This window comes from Citricoccus sp. I39-566, from assembly GCF_031432995.1.
Lineage (GTDB): Bacteria > Actinomycetota > Actinomycetes > Actinomycetales > Micrococcaceae > Citricoccus > Citricoccus nitrophenolicus_A.
In genome coordinates this window covers 1691826-1709500 of sequence record NZ_CP133842.1, presented here as the reverse complement: position 1 = coordinate 1709500, position 17675 = coordinate 1691826, and the positions used below count along the sequence as shown (strand labels likewise).

At 71.0% G+C, this 17675-nt stretch carries 18 protein-coding genes; 4 read left to right on the top strand and 14 right to left on the bottom strand.

The window, feature by feature from the left end; translation table 11 throughout:
- Window positions 1–5 precede the first annotated feature (5 nt).
- From RE421_RS07875 to RE421_RS07845, 7 genes are all read right to left on the bottom strand, one after another.
- Entirely contained in the window at window positions 6–2054 is a 2049-nt protein-coding gene (locus RE421_RS07875) for a CocE/NonD family hydrolase (protein ID WP_309816930.1), read from the bottom strand.
- Window positions 2055–2065: 11 nt separating this feature from the next.
- Window positions 2066–3358: an ATP-grasp domain-containing protein gene (locus RE421_RS07870; RefSeq protein ID WP_309816928.1), complete on the bottom strand. Its 1293-nt coding sequence runs from the start codon at window positions 3356–3358 to the stop codon at window positions 2066–2068.
- Between the two features lie 107 nt (window positions 3359–3465).
- The gene (locus RE421_RS07865) at window positions 3466–4404 is read right to left on the bottom strand and encodes a phosphotransferase (RefSeq protein WP_309816926.1); all 939 of its coding nucleotides are present in this window, start codon (window positions 4402–4404) and stop codon (window positions 3466–3468) included.
- Window positions 4405–4409: 5 nt separating this feature from the next.
- Window positions 4410–5924 (bottom strand): Asp-tRNA(Asn)/Glu-tRNA(Gln) amidotransferase subunit GatB, encoded by a 1515-nt coding sequence (gene gatB / locus RE421_RS07860; RefSeq protein WP_309816924.1) that lies wholly within the window; start codon window positions 5922–5924, stop codon window positions 4410–4412.
- The gene (gene gatA / locus RE421_RS07855) at window positions 5924–7483 is read right to left on the bottom strand and encodes an Asp-tRNA(Asn)/Glu-tRNA(Gln) amidotransferase subunit GatA (protein ID WP_309817189.1); all 1560 of its coding nucleotides are present in this window, start codon (window positions 7481–7483) and stop codon (window positions 5924–5926) included. Before gatA ends, gatB begins: the two co-directional genes overlap by 1 nt.
- Window positions 7484–7537: 54 nt before the next feature.
- On the bottom strand, window positions 7538–7834 hold the full coding sequence (gene gatC, locus RE421_RS07850; protein ID WP_309816922.1) for an Asp-tRNA(Asn)/Glu-tRNA(Gln) amidotransferase subunit GatC: 297 nt from the start codon (window positions 7832–7834) through the stop codon (window positions 7538–7540).
- Between the two features lie 83 nt (window positions 7835–7917).
- Complete coding sequence (locus tag RE421_RS07845) at window positions 7918–8550, bottom strand: N-acetyltransferase (protein ID WP_309816921.1); 633 nt, start codon at window positions 8548–8550, stop codon at window positions 7918–7920.
- A gap of 128 nt (window positions 8551–8678) precedes the next feature.
- Between RE421_RS07845 and RE421_RS07840 the strand changes: the two genes are divergently transcribed.
- Window positions 8679–8915 (top strand): hypothetical protein, encoded by a 237-nt coding sequence (locus RE421_RS07840; protein WP_309816918.1) that lies wholly within the window; start codon window positions 8679–8681, stop codon window positions 8913–8915.
- A gap of 21 nt (window positions 8916–8936) precedes the next feature.
- On the opposite strand, the gene RE421_RS07835 is transcribed toward RE421_RS07840, so the two are convergent.
- The 4 genes from RE421_RS07835 to RE421_RS07820 are packed head-to-tail and all read right to left on the bottom strand — an operon-like array spanning window position 8937 to window position 10880.
- Window positions 8937–9401, bottom strand: a complete 465-nt coding sequence (locus tag RE421_RS07835; RefSeq protein WP_309816916.1) for a GNAT family N-acetyltransferase — start codon at window positions 9399–9401, stop codon at window positions 8937–8939.
- A 9-nt stretch (window positions 9402–9410) separates the two neighbouring features.
- Complete coding sequence (locus tag RE421_RS07830) at window positions 9411–10130, bottom strand: cation transporter (protein WP_309816912.1); 720 nt, start codon at window positions 10128–10130, stop codon at window positions 9411–9413.
- Window positions 10127–10459, bottom strand: a complete 333-nt coding sequence (locus RE421_RS07825; protein WP_309816909.1) for a metalloregulator ArsR/SmtB family transcription factor — start codon at window positions 10457–10459, stop codon at window positions 10127–10129. The genes RE421_RS07830 and RE421_RS07825 overlap by 4 nt, the downstream gene beginning before the upstream one ends.
- Before the next feature lie 40 nt (window positions 10460–10499).
- On the bottom strand, window positions 10500–10880 hold the full coding sequence (locus RE421_RS07820) for a metalloregulator ArsR/SmtB family transcription factor (RefSeq protein ID WP_309816908.1): 381 nt from the start codon (window positions 10878–10880) through the stop codon (window positions 10500–10502).
- Between the two features lie 152 nt (window positions 10881–11032).
- Here RE421_RS07820 and arsB point away from each other — a divergent pair, with 152 nt between their 5' ends.
- A complete protein-coding gene (gene arsB, locus RE421_RS07815; protein WP_309817188.1) occupies window positions 11033–12100 on the top strand; it encodes an ACR3 family arsenite efflux transporter in 1068 nt (355 codons plus the stop codon).
- Window positions 12097–12513 (top strand): arsenate reductase ArsC, encoded by a 417-nt coding sequence (locus tag RE421_RS07810; RefSeq protein ID WP_309816906.1) that lies wholly within the window; start codon window positions 12097–12099, stop codon window positions 12511–12513. Before arsB ends, RE421_RS07810 begins: the two co-directional genes overlap by 4 nt.
- 57 nt (window positions 12514–12570) lie before the next feature.
- On the opposite strand, the gene RE421_RS07805 is transcribed toward RE421_RS07810, so the two are convergent.
- The 3 genes from RE421_RS07805 to ligA are packed head-to-tail and all read right to left on the bottom strand — an operon-like array spanning window position 12571 to window position 16434.
- On the bottom strand, window positions 12571–13035 hold the full coding sequence (locus RE421_RS07805; RefSeq protein ID WP_309816903.1) for a glutaredoxin domain-containing protein: 465 nt from the start codon (window positions 13033–13035) through the stop codon (window positions 12571–12573).
- A gap of 4 nt (window positions 13036–13039) precedes the next feature.
- Window positions 13040–13936: an inositol monophosphatase family protein gene (locus tag RE421_RS07800; RefSeq protein WP_309816901.1), complete on the bottom strand. Its 897-nt coding sequence runs from the start codon at window positions 13934–13936 to the stop codon at window positions 13040–13042.
- Window positions 13933–16434: an NAD-dependent DNA ligase LigA gene (ligA, locus tag RE421_RS07795; RefSeq protein WP_309816898.1), complete on the bottom strand. Its 2502-nt coding sequence runs from the start codon at window positions 16432–16434 to the stop codon at window positions 13933–13935. Before ligA ends, RE421_RS07800 begins: the two co-directional genes overlap by 4 nt.
- A 257-nt stretch (window positions 16435–16691) precedes the next feature.
- Between ligA and RE421_RS07790 the strand changes: the two genes are divergently transcribed.
- Window positions 16692–17669, top strand: a complete 978-nt coding sequence (locus RE421_RS07790) for a glycosyltransferase (RefSeq protein WP_309816896.1) — start codon at window positions 16692–16694, stop codon at window positions 17667–17669.
- Window positions 17670–17675: the final 6 nt, after the last annotated feature.

Genomic DNA, 17675 nt, shown 5'->3' with positions numbered 1-17675 from the left:
GGGTACTACACGAGGTCCCGCGGGATGCGGCGGTGCCAGCTCTGCGAGAAGACGCGCGGGTCCCCGCGCTGGGCGTCCAGCTCATAGGCGTCCAGGTTGGCGTCCACCACGAACTCGGTGGGCGTGGAGGTCAGCACGGTGTTGGTGGTGACGAGCGCACCCCAGTCCTCGCGCTCCACGCGGCGCACCGTCCGGGTCTCGCCGCGCACGGAGTTCACGTCATTCCACCGGAAGCTGTACCACTCCTCCGTGCCGCGCCGGAAGTCCGTCTCGGTGTCCTCGATCCGGAAGCTGCCCTGGTCGTTGGCGATCTCCAGGGTGGAGACGTTGGTGGCCAGGTCGCGGGTGACCCGCCAGTGGTGCCGGCCCGGCTGGGTCTCGGTGACCTCCAGGGGCGTGGCGGCCTCCGGCTCCCTGAAGGCCGGGAGCCGGGCGTCCTCGTCCCGGCGGGGGCGCACGGGGACCTTCAGGGTGCTGGCGCCGGTGGTCAGGGTGACCGTGGCCGGTTCCGGGGAGGGCCAGACCAGGGGCCAGTAGGAGGTCGAGATGGACAGCCGCAACCGGTGCCCGGCCGGGAAGGACTGGGCGATCCCGTTCAGCGGCACCGTGACCCGGTACTTCTTCCCGGGCTCCAGCGGTTGCGGGTCCTCGCTGCCGTCCCGGTGGGTCAGGTTGAGCAGCCCGTAGGTCACGCGGGTGGCCTCTCCGTCCGTGTTGACGTCCGAGAGCCGCACGGCCAGCATCGCCACCGGCTGGTCCGCGGACACCTCGAAGTGGCACTGCGGCTGACCCAGGATCTCCAGGTCCTCGGTCAGCGGCTTCGACTCGTAGAAGATCGCGCCGCCGTCCTCCTCACGCTGGTCGAAGGGCAGGTCCGGCACGGCGGCATAGGAGGCCCACTTGCCGGCGAACATGCCCACGCTCAGAGGTGACTTCAGCGCGACCTCGGCGCCGGGGCCGGCGTCGGGCCCCTCCGAGCCGACCGGCTCGAGGTGGTGGCCGCGCAGTGCGAACTCCCGGTCCTCGATCCCCGGGGCCGGCCAGCGGTCCTCCCCGACCCACCGGCCGGGACGGTCCTCGTAGGAGGCGGCTGGCGAGACGCTGTCCTGCATCCACACCCGCATCATCGGCTCGTCCATCACGCCGGTGTCCCGGCCCTTGAGCCAGTGGTCCCACCACCGCACGGTCTCCTGCAGGAAGCCGATGGCCGGGCCGGGGACGCCGATGTGCGGATACTTGTGACCCCAGGGCCCGATCAGTCCCTTGCGGGGCACGTCCAGGTTCTCCATCAGGCGGAACACGGCGTTGGTGTAGCCGTCGGCCCAGCCGCCGACCGCCATCACGGGGATCTGCACCTGGCTGTAGTCCTCGCACACGGAGGCCGTCTTCCAGTAGTCGTCCCGCCGCTGGTGCTCGAGCCAGGTCTCCAGCCACAGGCCGCTGCCGGCCAGCCGCTCGTGCCACATCTCCCGCCACCGTTCGCCGACGATCTGCGGATCCGGCGGCAGGCTGTTGAACGCGAACATGACCGTGGCCTCGGAGAGGTTGTCCGCCAGCAGGCAGCCTCCCATGTAGTGCATGTTGTCCACGTAGATGTCATCCGTGGCGGAGGCGCTGATGATGGCCTTGAGCGCCGGCGGGCGGCGGGCCGCGAGCTGCAGGCTGTTGAACCCGCCCCAGGAGATGCCCATCATGCCCACGCTGCCGTCACACCACGGCTGCTCGGCCAGCCAGGCGATGACGTCCTCCGCGTCCTCGTGCTCCTGGGTGCGGTACTCGTCCACCATGACGCCGTCCGAGTCGCCGCTGCCGCGCAGGTCCACGCGGGCGCAGACGTAGCCGTGGCCGGCCATGTAGGGGTGGTTCAGCTCGTCCCGGGCCCGGCTGCTGTCCCGCTTGCGGTAGGGGATGTACTCCAGCACAGCCGGGACGGGCTGCTGCTCCGCGTTGACGGGCATCCAGATCCGGGCCGCCAGCCGGGCGCCGTCCCGCATCGGGATGAACACGTTCTCGATGACCCGCACGTCATGCGGAAAATCGGTGATGGTCTTCATGGGGCTCCCTCCTAGGAGTTCGCGGTGGAGAACTCGAACGGCAGCTCCCGGGCGATCTGCGCGTGGAGCCGGCCGAGTTCCTCGTGGTTCTCGGCGCCGAGGTAGAACTTGGCGACCACGTAGCGGTAGCTGTCCTGGCCGGCCAGCTCGGAGAGCCGGTCCCCCTCCTGCAGCTGCAGGGTCAGCACCGTGCCGGGATGGCGTTCGGCCAGCGCGGCGATGTCCTCCTCCGAGGGCACCCGGGTGACCACGGCGTCCCCGTCATGGAAGACCATGCACTGCGCGGCCACCGCGAAATCGCCCTTCCGGTGCGGCATCCGCGGCTCCTGGCCCAGGGCGATGTCGATGGCGACCTCGTGGTTGGAGGCGCCGTCCACCTTGGCGAAGAGGTCGCTGTGGGACTGAGAGATCCGGGTGTTGACCTCGATCATCCAGAGCTGGTCCTGCTCCTCGTCCCACATGAACTCGGAGTTGAAGCAGCCGTTGTCGAAGCCCACGTGCTGGATGTACCGCTCGGTGGCCTCGATCATGCGCTGCTGCACCGACTCCGGCACGCTGCTGGCCGGGTAGTCGAGGCGGTCGAAGCTGGTGCCGTCGGCGTCCTTGTGCATGTCCAGCACCCCGTGGATGCGGACGGTGCCCCGGAAGGAGGTGCCCTCGGGGGCGGCCTGGGTGCCCTGCACGAACTGCTCGGCCAGGCAGGTGTTGCCGCCCCACCGCTGCATCTCCGGCGGCAGGTCCACGAGGGAGAGCGCCGCGTCGAAGGCGTCACCGATCTCCTCGATGTGTTCGCGCACCTCGGCGATGGCCTCGTGGAAGCCGGCCTCGTCCTCGATCTTGAACCCGAGGTTGGAGGAGTGTGCCTTGACCGGCTTCACCCAGAACGGGAACTCCAAGTCGATGGTGGACAGCGCGTCGTCGTCGAACGGGTCGAAGGCGGCGAAGCCGGGGACGCACTCGGGGATGCTGGCGCGCTGCTCCAGGCGGCTCCAGTACTTGTGCTCGCACTTCAGCACGCTCTCGAGCGAGGGGGCGGGCAGCCCGCGCTCGGCCGCCAGGATCGGCACCATGACGCTGACCGGGAAGTCCCAGTGGGCGATGATCGCATCCACCGTGCCGTCAAAGGCGTCGAGCTCCTTCCGGGCGTCGGCCAGGAGTTCCTCGAAGTCGATCTCCGCCGTCTCCACGAGCCGCTCGTAGTCCAGGACGTTGTGGAAGGCGAAGCGCTCCGCGCCCGTGACCGTCTCGAGTTCGTGCCGCTGGACCTCTGTCATGCCGAGGACGTGGATGTTCTTCTCTGCCAAGGGATCCGCCATTTCGTCGTCGAACAGCTCCGGACGAGCATGCGGCCCACCGTAAGCACGTTTCCGCGCGGACCACAACGTGAGGCCCGGACGTGGCGTGGCGGCGCTCAGTCCAGGAGATGCCGCCCGAGGGCTTGCAGCGGATCGTCCTCCGGCTGGGCCGCGTAGAGCAGGGCGAAGGTGGCGGCCCAGCCGCAGGCCCGGGCCCAGAGGGCCTCCTGCGCGGCGCCCGGGACCGGTCCCGGACTGCCGGCGGCGGCGGCGTGGGAGTCGTAGGCGGCCCGGAAGCGCCGCCGCCCCGAGGGTGAGAAGTGCAACAGTGCGGCGCCCAGGTCCGAGGCGGGATCCCCCGCGCACAGGTCGCCGAAATCGACCAGGACCACCGGACCGGGAGCCCCGGGGCCGACGTCGGCCAGCACGGTGTTGTTCGGGTGCGGATCCCCGTGGAGCCAGAGCGCGGGTCCGGCGTGGGGAGCCGCGGCCAGGGCGCCGGCCCAGGCGGCGTCGAGGCGGTCTCGCTGCCCGGCGCCGAGGTGATCCGCCCGAGCCTCCCGCCGCTGGGCGAAGCGCTCGGCGACGGCGGCCACGCCGACCCCGCGGAAGGCACTGGTGGGTGCCCCGGCGGGTGCCGGCCGGTGCAGTGCGTGCAGGATGGCGGCCAGTTCGGCCGCATACCGGTCGCGGACGCCGACGCCCACCTGGACGGCCGGGGTGCCCGCCACCCAGGGCACCACGGCCCAGCGGAACGGGAAGCCGCACCCGGGCACCCCGGTGCGGGCCGGCGTCGGGAGGGCGATGGTGCGGGCCCCCAGCTGACGGGCGAGGACGGGCAGCCAGGCGACCTCGCGGTCCAGGAGGCCCTCCGCCTGGGCGTGGCGCGGCAGGCGGAGGGCCAGGCGGTCCCCCAGCCGGACCATGGTGTTGTCCCAGCCGCGGACTGACTCGCGCAGGTCCAACCCGGCCAGGTCCGGATGCTGCTCCCCCAGCAGGGCGCGGACGAGCCCGTCCGTGACGACGGGCTCACCCTCCCGGCGCTGGTGCGGCACGGGGGCTACTCGCTGACGTCCAGCTGCTCCATCACGAGCTCGCGGACGCGGGCGGCGTCGGCCTGGCCGCGGGTGGCCTTCATGACCGGGCCGATGAGGGCGCCGATGGCCTGCAGCTTGCCGGCCCTGATCTTGTCCACCACGCCGGGGTTCTCGGCGATGGCCGCCTCGACCGCGGCGTTGAGGGCGCCGTCGTCGGAGACGACGGCCAGCGAGCGGGCCGCGACGATGGCCTTCGGAGAACCCTCGCCCTCGGCCACGAAGCCGAGGACCTGCTTGGCGATCTTGTCATTGATCGTCTTCTCGGCGATCAGGGCCTCGACCTCCACCACGTCGGCCGGGGTGACCCCCAACTCGGCGATGTCCTTCTCGGCGAGGTTGGCCAGGCGGGCGATCTCGCCCATCCACCACTTGCGGGCGGCGGAGGCGGGGGCGCCGGCCTCGATGGTCGCGGCGATCTCGTCCAGCACACCGGCGTTGACGACGTCCCGGAACTCCTCGTCCGAGAAGCCCCAGTCCGCCTTCAGGCGCTTGCGGCGCTCGGCCGGAGGCTCGGGCAGCTCGGCGCGCAGGCGCTCGATCCATTCCGCGTCGGTGTGGATCGGCACGAGGTCCGGCTCCGGGAAGTAGCGGTAGTCGTCCGCATCCGACTTCGGCCGGCCCGAGGTGGTGGTGCGGGTGGCCTCCTGCCAGTGGCGGGTCTCCTGGGTGATGGAACCTCCGGAGGACAGCACGGCGGCCTGGCGCTGGATCTCGAACGTCACCGCGTGGGCCACGGCCCGGGTGGAGTTGACGTTCTTGGTCTCGGTGCGGGTGCCGAACACGGTGGAGCCCTTCGGCATCAGCGACACGTTGGCGTCGCAGCGCACGTTGCCGCGCTCCATCCGGGCATCCGAGATGCCGAGGTTCTTGACGACGTCCCGGATCTGGGTGACGTAGGCCTTGGCGAGCTCGGGGGCGCGTTCGCCGGCTCCGGTGATCGGCTTGGTGACGATCTCCACCAGCGGCACGCCGGCGCGGTTGTAGTCCACCAGGGAGGAGGCGGCGTCCTGGATGCGACCGGAGGCCCCGCCCTGGTGCGTCAGCTTGCCGGCGTCCTCCTCCATGTGGGCGCGCTCGATCTCCACGCGGAAGACCGTGCCGTCCTCGAGCTCAACGTCCAGCCAGCCGTCATGGGCGATCGGGTCGTCGTACTGGGAGGTCTGGAAGTTCTTCGGGGTGTCCGGGTAGAAGTAGTTCTTCCGGGCGAAGCCGCAGACCTCCGCGATCTGGCAGTTCAGGGCCAGGCCGAGCTTGATGGAGTACTCCACCGCGGTCCCGTTGACCACGGGCAGCACGCCCGGCAGGCCGAGGTCCACCGGCGTGACAGACGTGTTCGGCTCGGCCCCGAAGCCGTTGGGGGCCGAGGAGAACATCTTGGTCTGGGTGTTGAGCTCCACGTGGACCTCGAAGCCGAGCACGGGGTCGTACTGGGCCATGGCCTCGTCGAACGTGAGCACCTCGTCGGTGACGGCGGCCATCAGTTCTCTCCTCCTGCAGTTGCGGTCACGGCGGCATTCCCGGCGCCGGCCGGTGCGGCGGCGCCCGAGGCCGCCAGGTCCGGGGCCTGGGCCCAGAACGGGGATCCCCAGGCCTTCTCGAGCCGGGACTCGAGTGCGGCGGCGGCGCGGTACATGGTGGCGTCGCCCCGGGCCGGGGCCAGGAACTGGAGGCCCACGGGCAGGCCCTCGGACAGCCCCGCTGGCACCGAGATGCCCGGGATGCCGGCCAGGTTGGCGGGGATCGTGGCGATGTCGTTGTTGTACATCGCCACCGGGTCGTCCAGCTTCTCCCCCAGCTTGAAGGCGGTGACCGGCGAGGTCGGCGAGATCAGCACGTCCACCTGCTCGAACGCGGCGGCGAAGTCGCGCTGGATCAGGGTGCGGACCTTCTGCGCGGAGCCGTAGTAGGCGTCGTAGTAGCCGGCCGAGAGCGCGTAGGTGCCCAGGATGATGCGGCGCTTGACCTCGTCGCCGAAGCCGGCCGCACGGGTGGCGCCCATGACCTGCTCGATGGTGCCACCGCCGTCCGGCACCACCCGATTGCCGAACCGCACGCCGTCGAACTTGGCGAGGTTGGAGGACACCTCCGAGGGCATGATCAGGTAGTAGGCGCCCAGGGCGTAGCGGAAGTGCGGGCAGGAGACCTCGGTGACCTCGGCCCCGGCGTCCTTCAGGACCTGCACCGACTCCTGGAAGCGGGCCAGCACGCCCTCCTGGAAGCCCTCGCCCTCGAGTTCGGCGATGATGCCGATGCGCAGGCCGGCGAGTTCGCCGTTGCGGGCGGCCTCGAGCAGTCCGTCCATGGGCTCGGGCAGGGACGTGGAGTCCTTGGGGTCGTGGCCTCCGATGAGCTCCTGCAGGGCGGCGGCATCGGTGACCGTGCGGGTCACCGGGCCCACCTGGTCCAGGGAGGAGGCCATCGCGATGACGCCGTAGCGGGACACCGCCCCGTAGGTGGGCTTGGCACCCACCGTGCCGGTGACGGCGCCGGGCTGGCGGATCGAGCCGCCGGTGTCCGTGCCGAGGGCCAGGGGGGCCATGAAGGCCGCCACCGCGGCGGCGGAGCCACCACCGGAGCCGCCCGGGGTGCGATCAAGGTCCCAGGGGTTGCGGGTGTCCCCGAACGCGGAGTGCTCGGTGGAGGAGCCCATGGCGAACTCGTCCAGGTTGGTCTTGCCGAGGATCGGCAGCTTCGCGGCACGGATCCTCTCCACCACGGTGGCGTCATAGGGGCTCATCCACCCCTCGAGCATCTTCGAGGCGGCGGTGGTGGGCTGGCCCACGGTGACGATGAGGTCCTTGACCGCGATCGGCACGCCGGCCAGCGGGTGCAGGCCCTGGGCCGCCGGGCCGCCGGCGGCGCGGATCGCGTCCACCTCGGCGGCGACGGCGAGCGCCTCCTCGGTGTTGACGTGCAGGAAGGCATGCACGCCGGTGCTCTGGCCGTCCAGCGGGCCATCCACGGCGGCGATGCGGTCCAGGTGGGCCTGGGTGAGCTCCACCGAGGTCACCTCGCCGGCCCGCAGCCGCTCGGCCATCTGCAGGGCGGTCAGCCGGATGAGTTCATGGTCCTTCAGCTCAGCCACGGCCGATCACTCCCCGTCCAGGATCGCGGGGACCTTGAACTGGCCGTCCTCGGCATCCGGTGCCATGGCGAGCGCCTGTTCCTGGGTCAGCATGCCGGAGGGCACATCCTCGCGGAACACGTTCCGCAGCGGGATCGGGTGGGACGTGGCGGGCACGTCCTGGCCGGCGGCCTCGCTGACGGAGGCGATGGCATCCATGATGACGTCGAGCTCCCCGGCCATCGTGGCCAGTTCGTTCTCGTCCATCCGGATGTGGGCCAGCCGCGCCAGGTGCGCGACGTCCTCACGGGTGATGGCGGACATGAATCTCCTGCGGTTGAAGCGGGATGGATGGTTCGGTCCCCCAGTCTAGTGCGGCGGCCGGCGACCACCGGATCCGGGCGGACTCAGACCGTGCGGAGGTAGACCCAGTACACCTGGTCCTCGCCGTCCGTGGGCTCCTGGCCGATGTCCGAGAGCCGCCAGTCCCGCTCGGGTACCCGCGTGAACCCCTCGGACTCGTAGAGCCGGTGTGCCCCGGTCATGGTCTTCATGGTGGTCAGCACCACGGCGCCCACGCCCTCGAGTTGTTCGGCCCGGTCGATCGTGGCTCGCACCAGCGCGCGCGCCACCCCGCGGCGCTGGACGCGCGGGTCCACCGCGAGCATGCGGAACTCCAGCTCTCCCTCGCGCGCGGTCTCGGACATCGGCATCCCCGGCAGGGTCAACACCACGGAACCGGCGACGACGGCGCCCTCCTCGGTCTGCACCTCGCCCACCAGCACCCGCGCCTGACGGGACCGGTGCGCCACGTCCTCGAGGTTCCCGATGTACTCGTCTGCCGGGTCGATGTGGCCGCCGTCCACATAGGAGGTCACCGTGAGGTGGGCGATGGCGGCGTGGTCTCGCTCCACGGCGTCCCGGACGGTGACGCCCTCCACCCGGGAGGCCGGCTCGGGCCAGTCGGCGGCGCGGAGGGCCGGATGCAGGTCGGCGGTGGGGTCGGCGTTGGTGGCGGTCTCAGGATCTTCAGGCGGCACGGCAGAGATCCTACGCCGCCCCGGGATGCCCGGGAGGGCGTCGTCGTGTAACTTATATAGCACACTAACTATTTTGATCGCTCCGGCCCCGTGGCGCGGCGGCGAGGACACCTGAGAGAGCGAGCACCATGAGCGGCAAGGCGTACTCCGTGACCTCCGACAGCACCGGCCTGGGCTTCGGCTTCCGGCTGCGCTGGCGACTGGCCTACATGGCCACCTACGTCACCGGCTCGGCCAGCCGGCAGGGCACCCTCGATCCGAGCGCGCAGTTGCGCAGGGACCGTGCCCAGCGGCTCCTGAAGGGCTACCAGGCCGAGGGCACCGAACCCCCGGCCGAGCTGACGCGGATCGCCCAGGGGTACTGACCGCGGGATGGTGGGCCGGGGTCAAGCGAGCCCTTTGGTCATCCAAGCGTCCGTCTCGGTCGCGGTCCGGAGCTGGCCGTCGTCGTCCAGGTATTCGTAGCTGACCGTGCTGGTCTCTCCAGTGGGCAGGTACCCCAGGCGCAGATAGAGCCGCCGGGCATCGTCGTTCTCGAGGCCGACCCGCAGGGTGACCCCGGTATGGCCCCGGGCCGCCCACCGCTCCATCTCCGCCATGAGGACTGAGCCGACGCCCTGGCCACGGAGGTCCGGCAGGACTCCGACGTTCTTGATCTCCGGCACGTCCCCGCAGGCCAGATCGGCCAGCCCCACGGGCCGGCCGCCCCGGAAGGCCACGAAGGTTACCGAAGTGCCATGGCGACTCCGCTCCAGGCAGGAGGGGACGACGTCGGCCCAGGAGGGCCGGGCGGAGGCGACGGCCTCGGCATTGTCCTCGCTGAGGAGCTGCACGGAGGTGCCGGCATTCATGCCTTCACCCTATGCGCCGCAGCAGGACCCGTGCTGGCCCTCCTCGCCCCGCCCAGGGCTTTCCACCTCCGCCGTCAACAGGGACACCGGGGTGCAGCAGGCATCCCCGCGCCAGGCCTCGACGCCTTCCCTGACGGCGAAGGCGGCGATCACCAGGGCGGCGAGCGGATCGGCCCAGGCCCAGCCCAGCAGGCTGTTCAGCAGCAGTCCGGCGAGGAGCACCGCCGAGAGCCAGGCGCAGATCAAGGTCTGCCGGGAATCCGCCACGGCGGAGGCGGAGCCCAGCTCCCGCCCGGTGCGCCGCTCGAACCAGGACAGGAGCGGCATGATGGCCAGGCTGACGGCCGCCAGGGTGATGCCCACCGGGGAGTGCTCCGGCTCGGCGGCGCCCAGCAGGGTCCGCACGGCGTCGACGGACACGAAGACCGCGAGTCCGAAGAAGGAGAAGACGATCAGCCGCAGGGCCACCCTCTCGCGGCGCCGCGGATCCGGGGCGGCGAACTGCCACGCCACGGCGGCAGCGGAGAGGACCTCGACGATGGAGTCGAGGCCGAAGCCGATCAGCGCCGAGGACGAGGCCACCGCCCCGGCGGACAACGCGACGACGGCCTCGATCACGTTGTAGGTGATGGTGGCGGCCACAATCCACCGGATGCGGCGGTGCAGTACGGCCCGCCGCTCCGCGGTGACCAGGGAGGCGGGCCGGGACGCGCTGAGCGGGGTGGTCATCGGCAGGTGCAGCCTTTCGGGGTGCAGCAGTTCGGGTCCACCGTCACGACCAGTTCCAGCAGATCACCCAGGGTGGATCCGATGCGTTGGTCGGCGAGCCGGTACCAGGTGCTACGGCCTTCGGAGGAACCTTCAACCAGTCCGCAACCGCGCAGGCACCTGAGCTGATTGGACATCGATTGACGGGACACGTCGAGCTGCTGAGCCAGGTCGGAGGGCCGGGCGGGGCCCTCACGCAGCGCCAGCAGGATGCGCGTGCGGGTTCCGTCCGAGAGGGCGTGGCCCAGCTGGGCCAGTGCGGTGGCATGGCTGCCGGTGACGGGGGTCATGGCGGAGACTGTACACGATCCGATGTACTACATGCTGCGGTCAGCCGAGCTCGAGCAGACCGCGCAGCGCCGCAAAGGCCTCCGGTACCACCGTGTAGTGTGCCCACTTGCCGCGCTGCTCGCGGATGAGCAGGCCGGCGTCGACCAGTTTCTTCATGTGGTGGCTGACGGTGGACTGACTGATGCCCAGCTCCTCCGTGAGATCGCACGCGCAGACCGCATCGCAGCCCTGCGCCGCCACGTGGGACAGCAGCCGCAGTCGCATCGGGTCGGCCAGCGCCTTGAACCGCTCCGCCGAACGCTGGGCGTCGTCCACGTCCAGCGGTCCCCTCGCCAGGGAGCAGCAGTCCTCACAAGGCCCGGCAGGGCTCTGGCGGTCACTGAGGGCGGGGACGTCCACAAGGTTCAAGGAGGTGGTCATGGCCATGTCCCCCATCTTACATTGACGTTCATCGATGTGTCCCGCTAGCCTTCATTTCGACCCTGATCGATATGAAAGCGGGCCGCACCGTGAGTTCCCCGAGTCCCACCACCACCGCGTCGGTGACCGACCGACCGCCGGTGGCCCGTCAGATGTCCTTCCTGGATCGCTGGCTTCCGGCCTGGATCCTGGTGGCCATGGCCGTGGGCCTGCTGATGGGCCGGTTCATCCCCGGCCTGAACACCACCCTGGAGGCGGTGACGATCGGCGAGGTCTCCCTGCCGATCGCCATCGGCCTGCTGGTGATGATGTACCCGGTGCTGGCCAAGGTCCGCTATGACGAGACCCACCGGGTCGCCGGGGACCGCCGGCTGATGGCCACCTCGCTCGTGCTGAACTGGCTCGTGGGCCCGGCCCTGATGTTCACCCTGGCCTGGCTGTTACTGCCGGACCTGCCCGAGTACCGCACCGGGCTGATCATCGTCGGCCTGGCCCGCTGCATCGCCATGGTCTTCATCTGGAACGACCTCGCCTGCGGTGACCGGGAGGCCGCCGCCGTGCTGGTCGCCATCAACTCCGTCTTCCAGGTCATCGCCTTCGGGGCCCTGGGATGGTTCTACCTGCAGGTGTTGCCCTCCTGGCTGGGGCTGCCGACCACCTCCACCGACTTCTCCGTCTGGGCGATCGTCCTCAGCGTCCTGGTCTTCCTCGGGGTCCCCCTGCTGGCCGGCTTCCTGACCCGCCACGTCGGCGAGAAGGCCAAGGGCCGCACCTGGTACGAGGAGACCTTCCTGCCGAGGATCGGCCCCTGGGCCCTCTACGGGCTGCTGTTCACCATCGTGCTGCTCTTCGCCCTGCAGGGCGAGGCCATCACGTCCAACCCTTGGGACGTGGCCCGCATCGCGCTTCCCCTGCTGGCCTACTTCGTGCTGATGTTCGGCATCTCCCTGCTGGCCTCCAAGGCCGTGGGCCTGAGCTACGCCAAGTCCACCACCGTGGCGTTCACCGCCGCCGGCAACAACTTCGAGCTGGCCATCGCCGTGGCCATCGGCACCTTCGGTGTCACCTCCGGCCAGGCCCTGGCCGGGGTGGTGGGTCCGCTCATCGAGGTCCCCGTGCTCGTCGGCCTCATCTACGTCTGCCTCTGGGCCGGCCGCCGGCTCTTCCCCGGCGACCCGACCGCACCCGCCTCCCCCTCCAGAGATCGGCTCCCCGCATGACCGCTGAACACCAGTCCACGCCCTCCGTGCTCTTCGTCTGCGTGCACAACGCCGGCCGCTCCCAGATGGCCGCGGCCTACCTGTCCCACCTGGCCGGAGACCGGATCCAGGTCCGCTCGGCCGGATCTCAGCCGGCGGACACCGTCAACCCGGCCGCCGTGGCCGCCATGGCCGAGGAAGGCATCGACATCGGCGCCAACCGCCCCCAGGTCCTCAGCACCGAGGCGGTGCAGGACTCCGACGTGGTCATCACCATGGGCTGCGGGGACGCCTGCTCGATCTTCCCGGGCAAGCGCTACGAGGATTGGCAGCTCGAAGACCCGGCCGGCCAGGGGCTGGAGGCCGTCCGGCCCATCCGCGACGACATCAAGGCCCGCATCGAGCAGCTCATCACCGAGCTGCTGCCCACCTGACTGGCCGGTCCACCCCTCATCACCGTGGCGGACGGGCCCGGTGCCGGGTGGTCGGGGTCAGTCCACGGGAGTGGCTCGGCGGATGACGGCCTTGGCCCGGTCATAGGTCTCGGCGTCCTTGGCCACGAAGTGCCCGTCCGCGGTGACCACGGTGGGCACGGTCTCGTTGCCCTGGTGGTACTGGCTGACGCGGGAGGCCGCCGCGGGATCGTCCCAGATGTTCACCCAATAGGGCACGTACCGCTCCTCGGAGCCCAGTTCACGGATGAGCCGGGCGCAGAACTGGCAGCCGGGACGCCAGTACACCACCACTCCCCCGGCGGCGAGGTGCTCGTCCACCCCGGAGACGGGCCGGGACTGCACCTGGGTGGTGGAGACGAAGCGCAGGGCGAAGAACAGCAGGATCGCCGCGGCCACGTAGTTCAGCGGGCCTCGGCCGATCAGCCCCCAGAAGGCGAAGAGCGCCCCGACCGCCAGCATCAGGGCGGGCAGGAACCACGGCTTGGAGAACAGCTGGCGCATGGGCTCAGTCTCCCACGGCGTTCTCCGGGGCCGGCCTCGGCAGGTACAGCTCGCCGGCCGCCCACGCCGGATCCAGCACCCCCGCCACCGTCCAGTCCGGGTGGTTCGCGCCGTCCCCGGAACCCGGCCGCCGCACCGGCACCCCGGCCTCCTCGGCGATGAGCGCGCCGGCGGCCCAGTCGTGCTCCTGGATCCCGAACTCGGCGTAGGCATCCAGCGTGCCGTCCGCCACCAGGCACAGGTCCAGTGCGGCCGCCCCGATCCGCCGGACGTCCCCGAAGTGGGGCATCAGCTCGGCCAGCGCCCGCAGCTGGAAGTCCCGGCGCTCCCCCGCATAGGCGAAGCCCGTGGCCAGCAGCCTGCCGGAGCGCCCCGCGATCGGCCCGTGGATTCGGACGGGATCTGCCGCTGCCCCGGGCCCGTCCACGGTGGAGAACGCGCCGCTGCCGGCCGCGGCGTACCAGCTCCGGCCCAGGGCGGGCGCGACGACGGCCCCCGCCAACCAGCGCAGGTCCCCGTCTGCGCTGCCCGCGGTATCAGCCGTGGCCTCCACCGGCCCCTCGACCGCCACCGAGGTGCAGAACTGCGGGATGCCCCGGATGAAGTTGGTGGTGCCGTCCAGCGGGTCGATCGACCAGCGGAAGCCCGAGGGGTTCGCCGGCTCGGTGTGCCCGTACTCCTCCCCGGAGATCGCGTCGTCCGGGCGGTACGCCGTGATGACCTCGCGCACGGCCTGCTCGGCCCGACGGTCGTAGTCCGTCACCCAATCCGAGCCCGAGGACTTGGTCTCGGCTCCGAGTGCGGCGCGCGTGGCCGGCGTCGGGCCCAGGGTCCTCTCGGCGAGCACCGCGGCACCGGCTCGGGCCGCGGCGCGGGCCACCGCGAGCAGTCCCTGGCTCACGACTCGTCCTCCCGCGCTTCCGCCTCCGGTTCCGGTTGAGGCGCCGGCGGCCCCTCGGCGAGCAGCGTCCGGAAGCCCTCCTCGTCCAGGACGGTGAGCCCGAGGGACTCGGCCTTGTCCAGCTTGGTGCCGGCGTTCTCCCCGGCCACCACGTAGTCGGTTTTCTTGGAGACCGAGCCGGAGGCCTTGCCGCCGCGGATGATGATGGCCTCCTTGGCGGAGTCACGGCTGAAGCCCTCGAGGGACCCGGTCACCACGATCGTCAACCCCTCCAGGGTGCGCGGGGTGTCCTCGTCCTGCTCGTCCTCCATCACCACGCCGGACGCGTGCCAGCGGTCGACGATGTCCCGGTGCCAGGGTTCGGCGAACCAGTCGATGACGGCCTCGGCGATGATCGGCCCGACCCCGTCCACGTCTGCCAGCCGTTGCTGGGCGGCGGCCCGGCCCTCGTCGGACTCCGATCCGCCGGCCCCCTCGGTGGCCAGCGCCTGGAGGGCCTGCAGGGAGCCGAACGCGGTGGCCAGGGAGCGGGCCGCCGTCGGGCCCACATGCCGGATGGACAGCGCGACGAGCACGCGCCACAGCGGCTGGGACTTCGCCTTGTGCAACTCCTGGAAGAGCCGGCGGGTGTTGGCCGTGGGCTCGGAGGGCTTCTTGGCGGTGCCCTGGGTCCAGAAGTAGGGCCTGAGCTCCCACTGGCCCGAGGGCATCGGCTTGCCCGTCTCCGGATCCTTGGTCCGCTTCTCGCGCCAGACCATGACCTCGCGCAGCCGGGACTGGAACGCGGACAGGTCGTCCGGATCGAAGGGGTCCTTCAGGTTCTTCTCGCGGCTGTCCGCCAGGTCGAAGAGCTCGGCGTCCTCCGTGATGACGCCGGGTCCCTCGGGGTGGACCGTGTGGCCGCTCTCGCCGTTCTCGGCCGGGTCCGGGCCGGGGCCGTTGGTCAGCCAGAGGGCGGCCTCCTCGCCCAGCGCCTCGATGTCGAAGGCCCCGCGGGAGGCTGCGTGCTCGATCCGGCCGGTGAGCTGGGCCGGGCAGGAGCGGGCGTTGGGGCAGCGCAGGTCCACGTCCCCCTCCTTGGCGGGGGCCAGGGCGGTGCCGCAGGACGGGCAGTCGGAGGGCATGGTGAAGGGGTAGAGATCTGCGCCGGGGCCATCGCCGACCGTCCTGCCCTCCCGCAGCGGCATCACGGGGCCGACGATCTCCGGGATGACGTCCCCGGCCTTGCGCAGCACCACGGTGTCCCCGATCAGCACGCCCTTGGCCTGGACCACGTCCTGGTTGTGCAGGGTGGCCATGGAGACGGTGGACCCTGCGACGAGGACGGGCTCCATCACGGCGTAGGGGGTCACGCGCCCGGTGCGGCCGACGTTGACCCTGATGTCCAGCAGGCGCGTGTGGACCTCCTCCGGCGGGTACTTGTAGGCCGCCGACCAGCGGGGCACCCGCGAGGTGTGGCCCAGTGCCCGCTGCAGGGCGAACGAGTCCACCTTGACGACGATGCCGTCGATCTCATGGACCAGGCCGTGACGCTGGGCCCCGTTGTCCTCGATGAACTGCAGGATGCCGCCGTCGCCGTGCTTGCCGTCCTTGCCGCCCGCGCCCTCGAGGGAATCCACGATCCTGGTGTACGGGCTGGTGGGCAGGCCCCACTCGGCGAGGAGCTGATAGGTCTCGTGCTGGGACTCGGCCTGCAGGCCGGTGTGGGCGCCGATGCCGTGCACGAACATGCTCAGCGGGCGCTTGGCCGTCTCGGCCGGGTCCTTCTGCCGGAGGGAGCCCGCCGCGGAATTGCGGGGGTTGGCGAAGGGGTCCAGTCCCTGTTCGACCCGCTGTTCGTTGAAGGCGCGGAAATCCGCGCTGGGCATGAAGATCTCGCCGCGGACCTCCATCTCGTCCGGCCAGCCGGAGCCGGCGAGCTGCTGCGGGATGTCCCGGATGGTCATCACGTTGTGGGTGACGTCCTCCCCCGTGGTGCCGTCCCCGCGCGTGGCGGCTCGGACGAGCTTCCCCTCACGGTAGAGGAGATTCACGGCCAGTCCGTCGATCTTGACCTCCACGAGCCAGCGGATGCCCTTCTCGGCGGCGCCGGGGGCGATGGCCTCGATGGACGCCGAGGTCTTCTCGTACCAGGCGCGCAGCTCCTCGATGGAGAAGAGGTCGTCCAGGGAGTACATGCGGGCCAGGTGCGTGACCGGGGCGAAGGCCGTGGAGACCTCGCCGCCGACCTCTTGGGTGGGCGAGTCGTTGGAGACGATCTCCGGGTGCAGCGCCTCGAGGTCCTCGAGACGGCGGTAGAGGGCGTCGTACTCGGCATCCGAGACCTCGGGGGCGTCGTTCTGGTAATACGCCGTGCGGTGCCGGCGGACCTCGTCCTGGAGGTGCTCGTACTGCTCCCGCAGCGCCTCCGGGGGGATGTCGCCGGCGCCGGGCTGGACGGCTGAATCGACGTGGGGATCGACGCCCGGATCCCCGGGGCTGGTCTGCTCGGTGCTCACCGGTCCAGCCTAGCCCCGGGCACGCCCGCCGGTCTCCGTGGCCTATGCTCGACAGCCTATGAGCAGAGGGAGATGAGGGATATGGACGGCAGGTTCTCCGGGGACGCCCTACGGGTCGCCTCGATTCCCTACAACCAGGTGTACATCCGCCACCTCGAGGCGGTGGAGGGGGAACGACCGACCCGCGTCCGCCGGCTGCCGGACCCGGACCCCGCGGGCGGGAGCAGGTTCACGCAGTCCGGGTGGTGGCCCCTGCCATGCTCTCGGCGCAGTGGGTGGCGCAGCACCACACCGACTTCGACCTCATGCACGTCCACTTCGGGTTCGACGCCGTCTCCCCCGCCGACCTGGCGGCCTTGATCGACGAGCTGCGCCGTCACGGCAAGCCGCTGGTCTACACCGCGCACGACCTGCGCAACCCACACCACCGGGACCCGCAGGCACACGACGCTCAATTGGACCTGCTGGTCCCGGCCGCGGACCGGGTGATCACGCTGACGCAGGGCGCCGCCACGGAGATCCGCCGGCGCTGGGGCGTGGACGCGATCGTCCTGCCGCACCCCCACGTCGTCGACTTCCCGACCATGGAGAGGCTGCAGGGCCGTCGGCTCCGCATGGGGACCGGCCCCGAGCCGCCCTCGGCGTCCCCTCCTTTCCGCATCGGCGTCCACCTGAAGAGCCTCCGGGAGAACATGGATCCCGGGATCGTGGAGCCGCTGGCCGCCGCGGTGTCAGGCCTCGGACCTGCCGAACTGGTGGTCAACCTCCACCGCGAGGTCCTCGACCCCGGGTCCACGGACTACCGGGCCGACCTCGACGCGCTGCTGCGCGGCGGGCACGCGGACGGGCGGTGGGTCCTGGACGTCCACGACTACTACGACGAGCGGGCCTTCTTCGGCTACCTGGCCTCGCTGGATGTCTCGGTGCTGCCCTACCGCTTCGGCACCCACTCCGGGTGGCTCGAGGCATGCCGCGACGTGGGGACCTCGGTCATCGCCCCCAGCTGCGGCCACTACCGGGACCAGCACCCCTCCGTCGTCGAGTACGCCCACGACGAGCGTGGACTGGACGCGGCCTCGTTGCGCGACGCCGTGCACCTCCTGTACCGCCACCGTCCGTGGCCCGCACCATCCGTCGCCGAGCGGAAGGCCCAGCGGCGGGACCTGGCCGCGGAGCACGAGCGCCTCTACGAGGCGGTCCTGGCCTCCCGATCCGTGGACGCCGTCCAGGGGTGAGGTCCG

Coding starts and splice junctions, on each gene's coding strand:
- RE421_RS07875 (WP_309816930.1), bottom strand. CDS start 2,054: ATGAAGACCATCACCGATTTTCCGCATGACGTGCGGGTCATCGAGAAC.
- gatB (WP_309816924.1), bottom strand. CDS start 5,924: ATGGCCGCCGTCACCGACGAGGTGCTCACGTTCGACGAGGCCATGGCC.
- gatA (WP_309817189.1), bottom strand. CDS start 7,483: ATGGCCGAGCGGCTGCGGGCCGGCGAGGTGACCTCGGTGGAGCTCACC.
- gatC (WP_309816922.1), bottom strand. CDS start 7,834: ATGTCCGCCATCACCCGTGAGGACGTCGCGCACCTGGCGCGGCTGGCC.
- RE421_RS07840 (WP_309816918.1), top strand. CDS start 8,679: ATGAGCGGCAAGGCGTACTCCGTGACCTCCGACAGCACCGGCCTGGGC.
- RE421_RS07835 (WP_309816916.1), bottom strand. CDS start 9,401: ATGAATGCCGGCACCTCCGTGCAGCTCCTCAGCGAGGACAATGCCGAG.
- RE421_RS07830 (WP_309816912.1), bottom strand. CDS start 10,130: ATGACCACCCCGCTCAGCGCGTCCCGGCCCGCCTCCCTGGTCACCGCG.
- RE421_RS07825 (WP_309816909.1), bottom strand. CDS start 10,459: ATGACCCCCGTCACCGGCAGCCATGCCACCGCACTGGCCCAGCTGGGC.
- RE421_RS07820 (WP_309816908.1), bottom strand. CDS start 10,880: ATGACCACCTCCTTGAACCTTGTGGACGTCCCCGCCCTCAGTGACCGC.
- arsB (WP_309817188.1), top strand. CDS start 11,033: ATGTCCTTCCTGGATCGCTGGCTTCCGGCCTGGATCCTGGTGGCCATG.
- RE421_RS07810 (WP_309816906.1), top strand. CDS start 12,097: ATGACCGCTGAACACCAGTCCACGCCCTCCGTGCTCTTCGTCTGCGTG.
- RE421_RS07805 (WP_309816903.1), bottom strand. CDS start 13,035: ATGCGCCAGCTGTTCTCCAAGCCGTGGTTCCTGCCCGCCCTGATGCTG.
- RE421_RS07790 (WP_309816896.1), top strand. CDS start 16,692: ATGCTCTCGGCGCAGTGGGTGGCGCAGCACCACACCGACTTCGACCTC.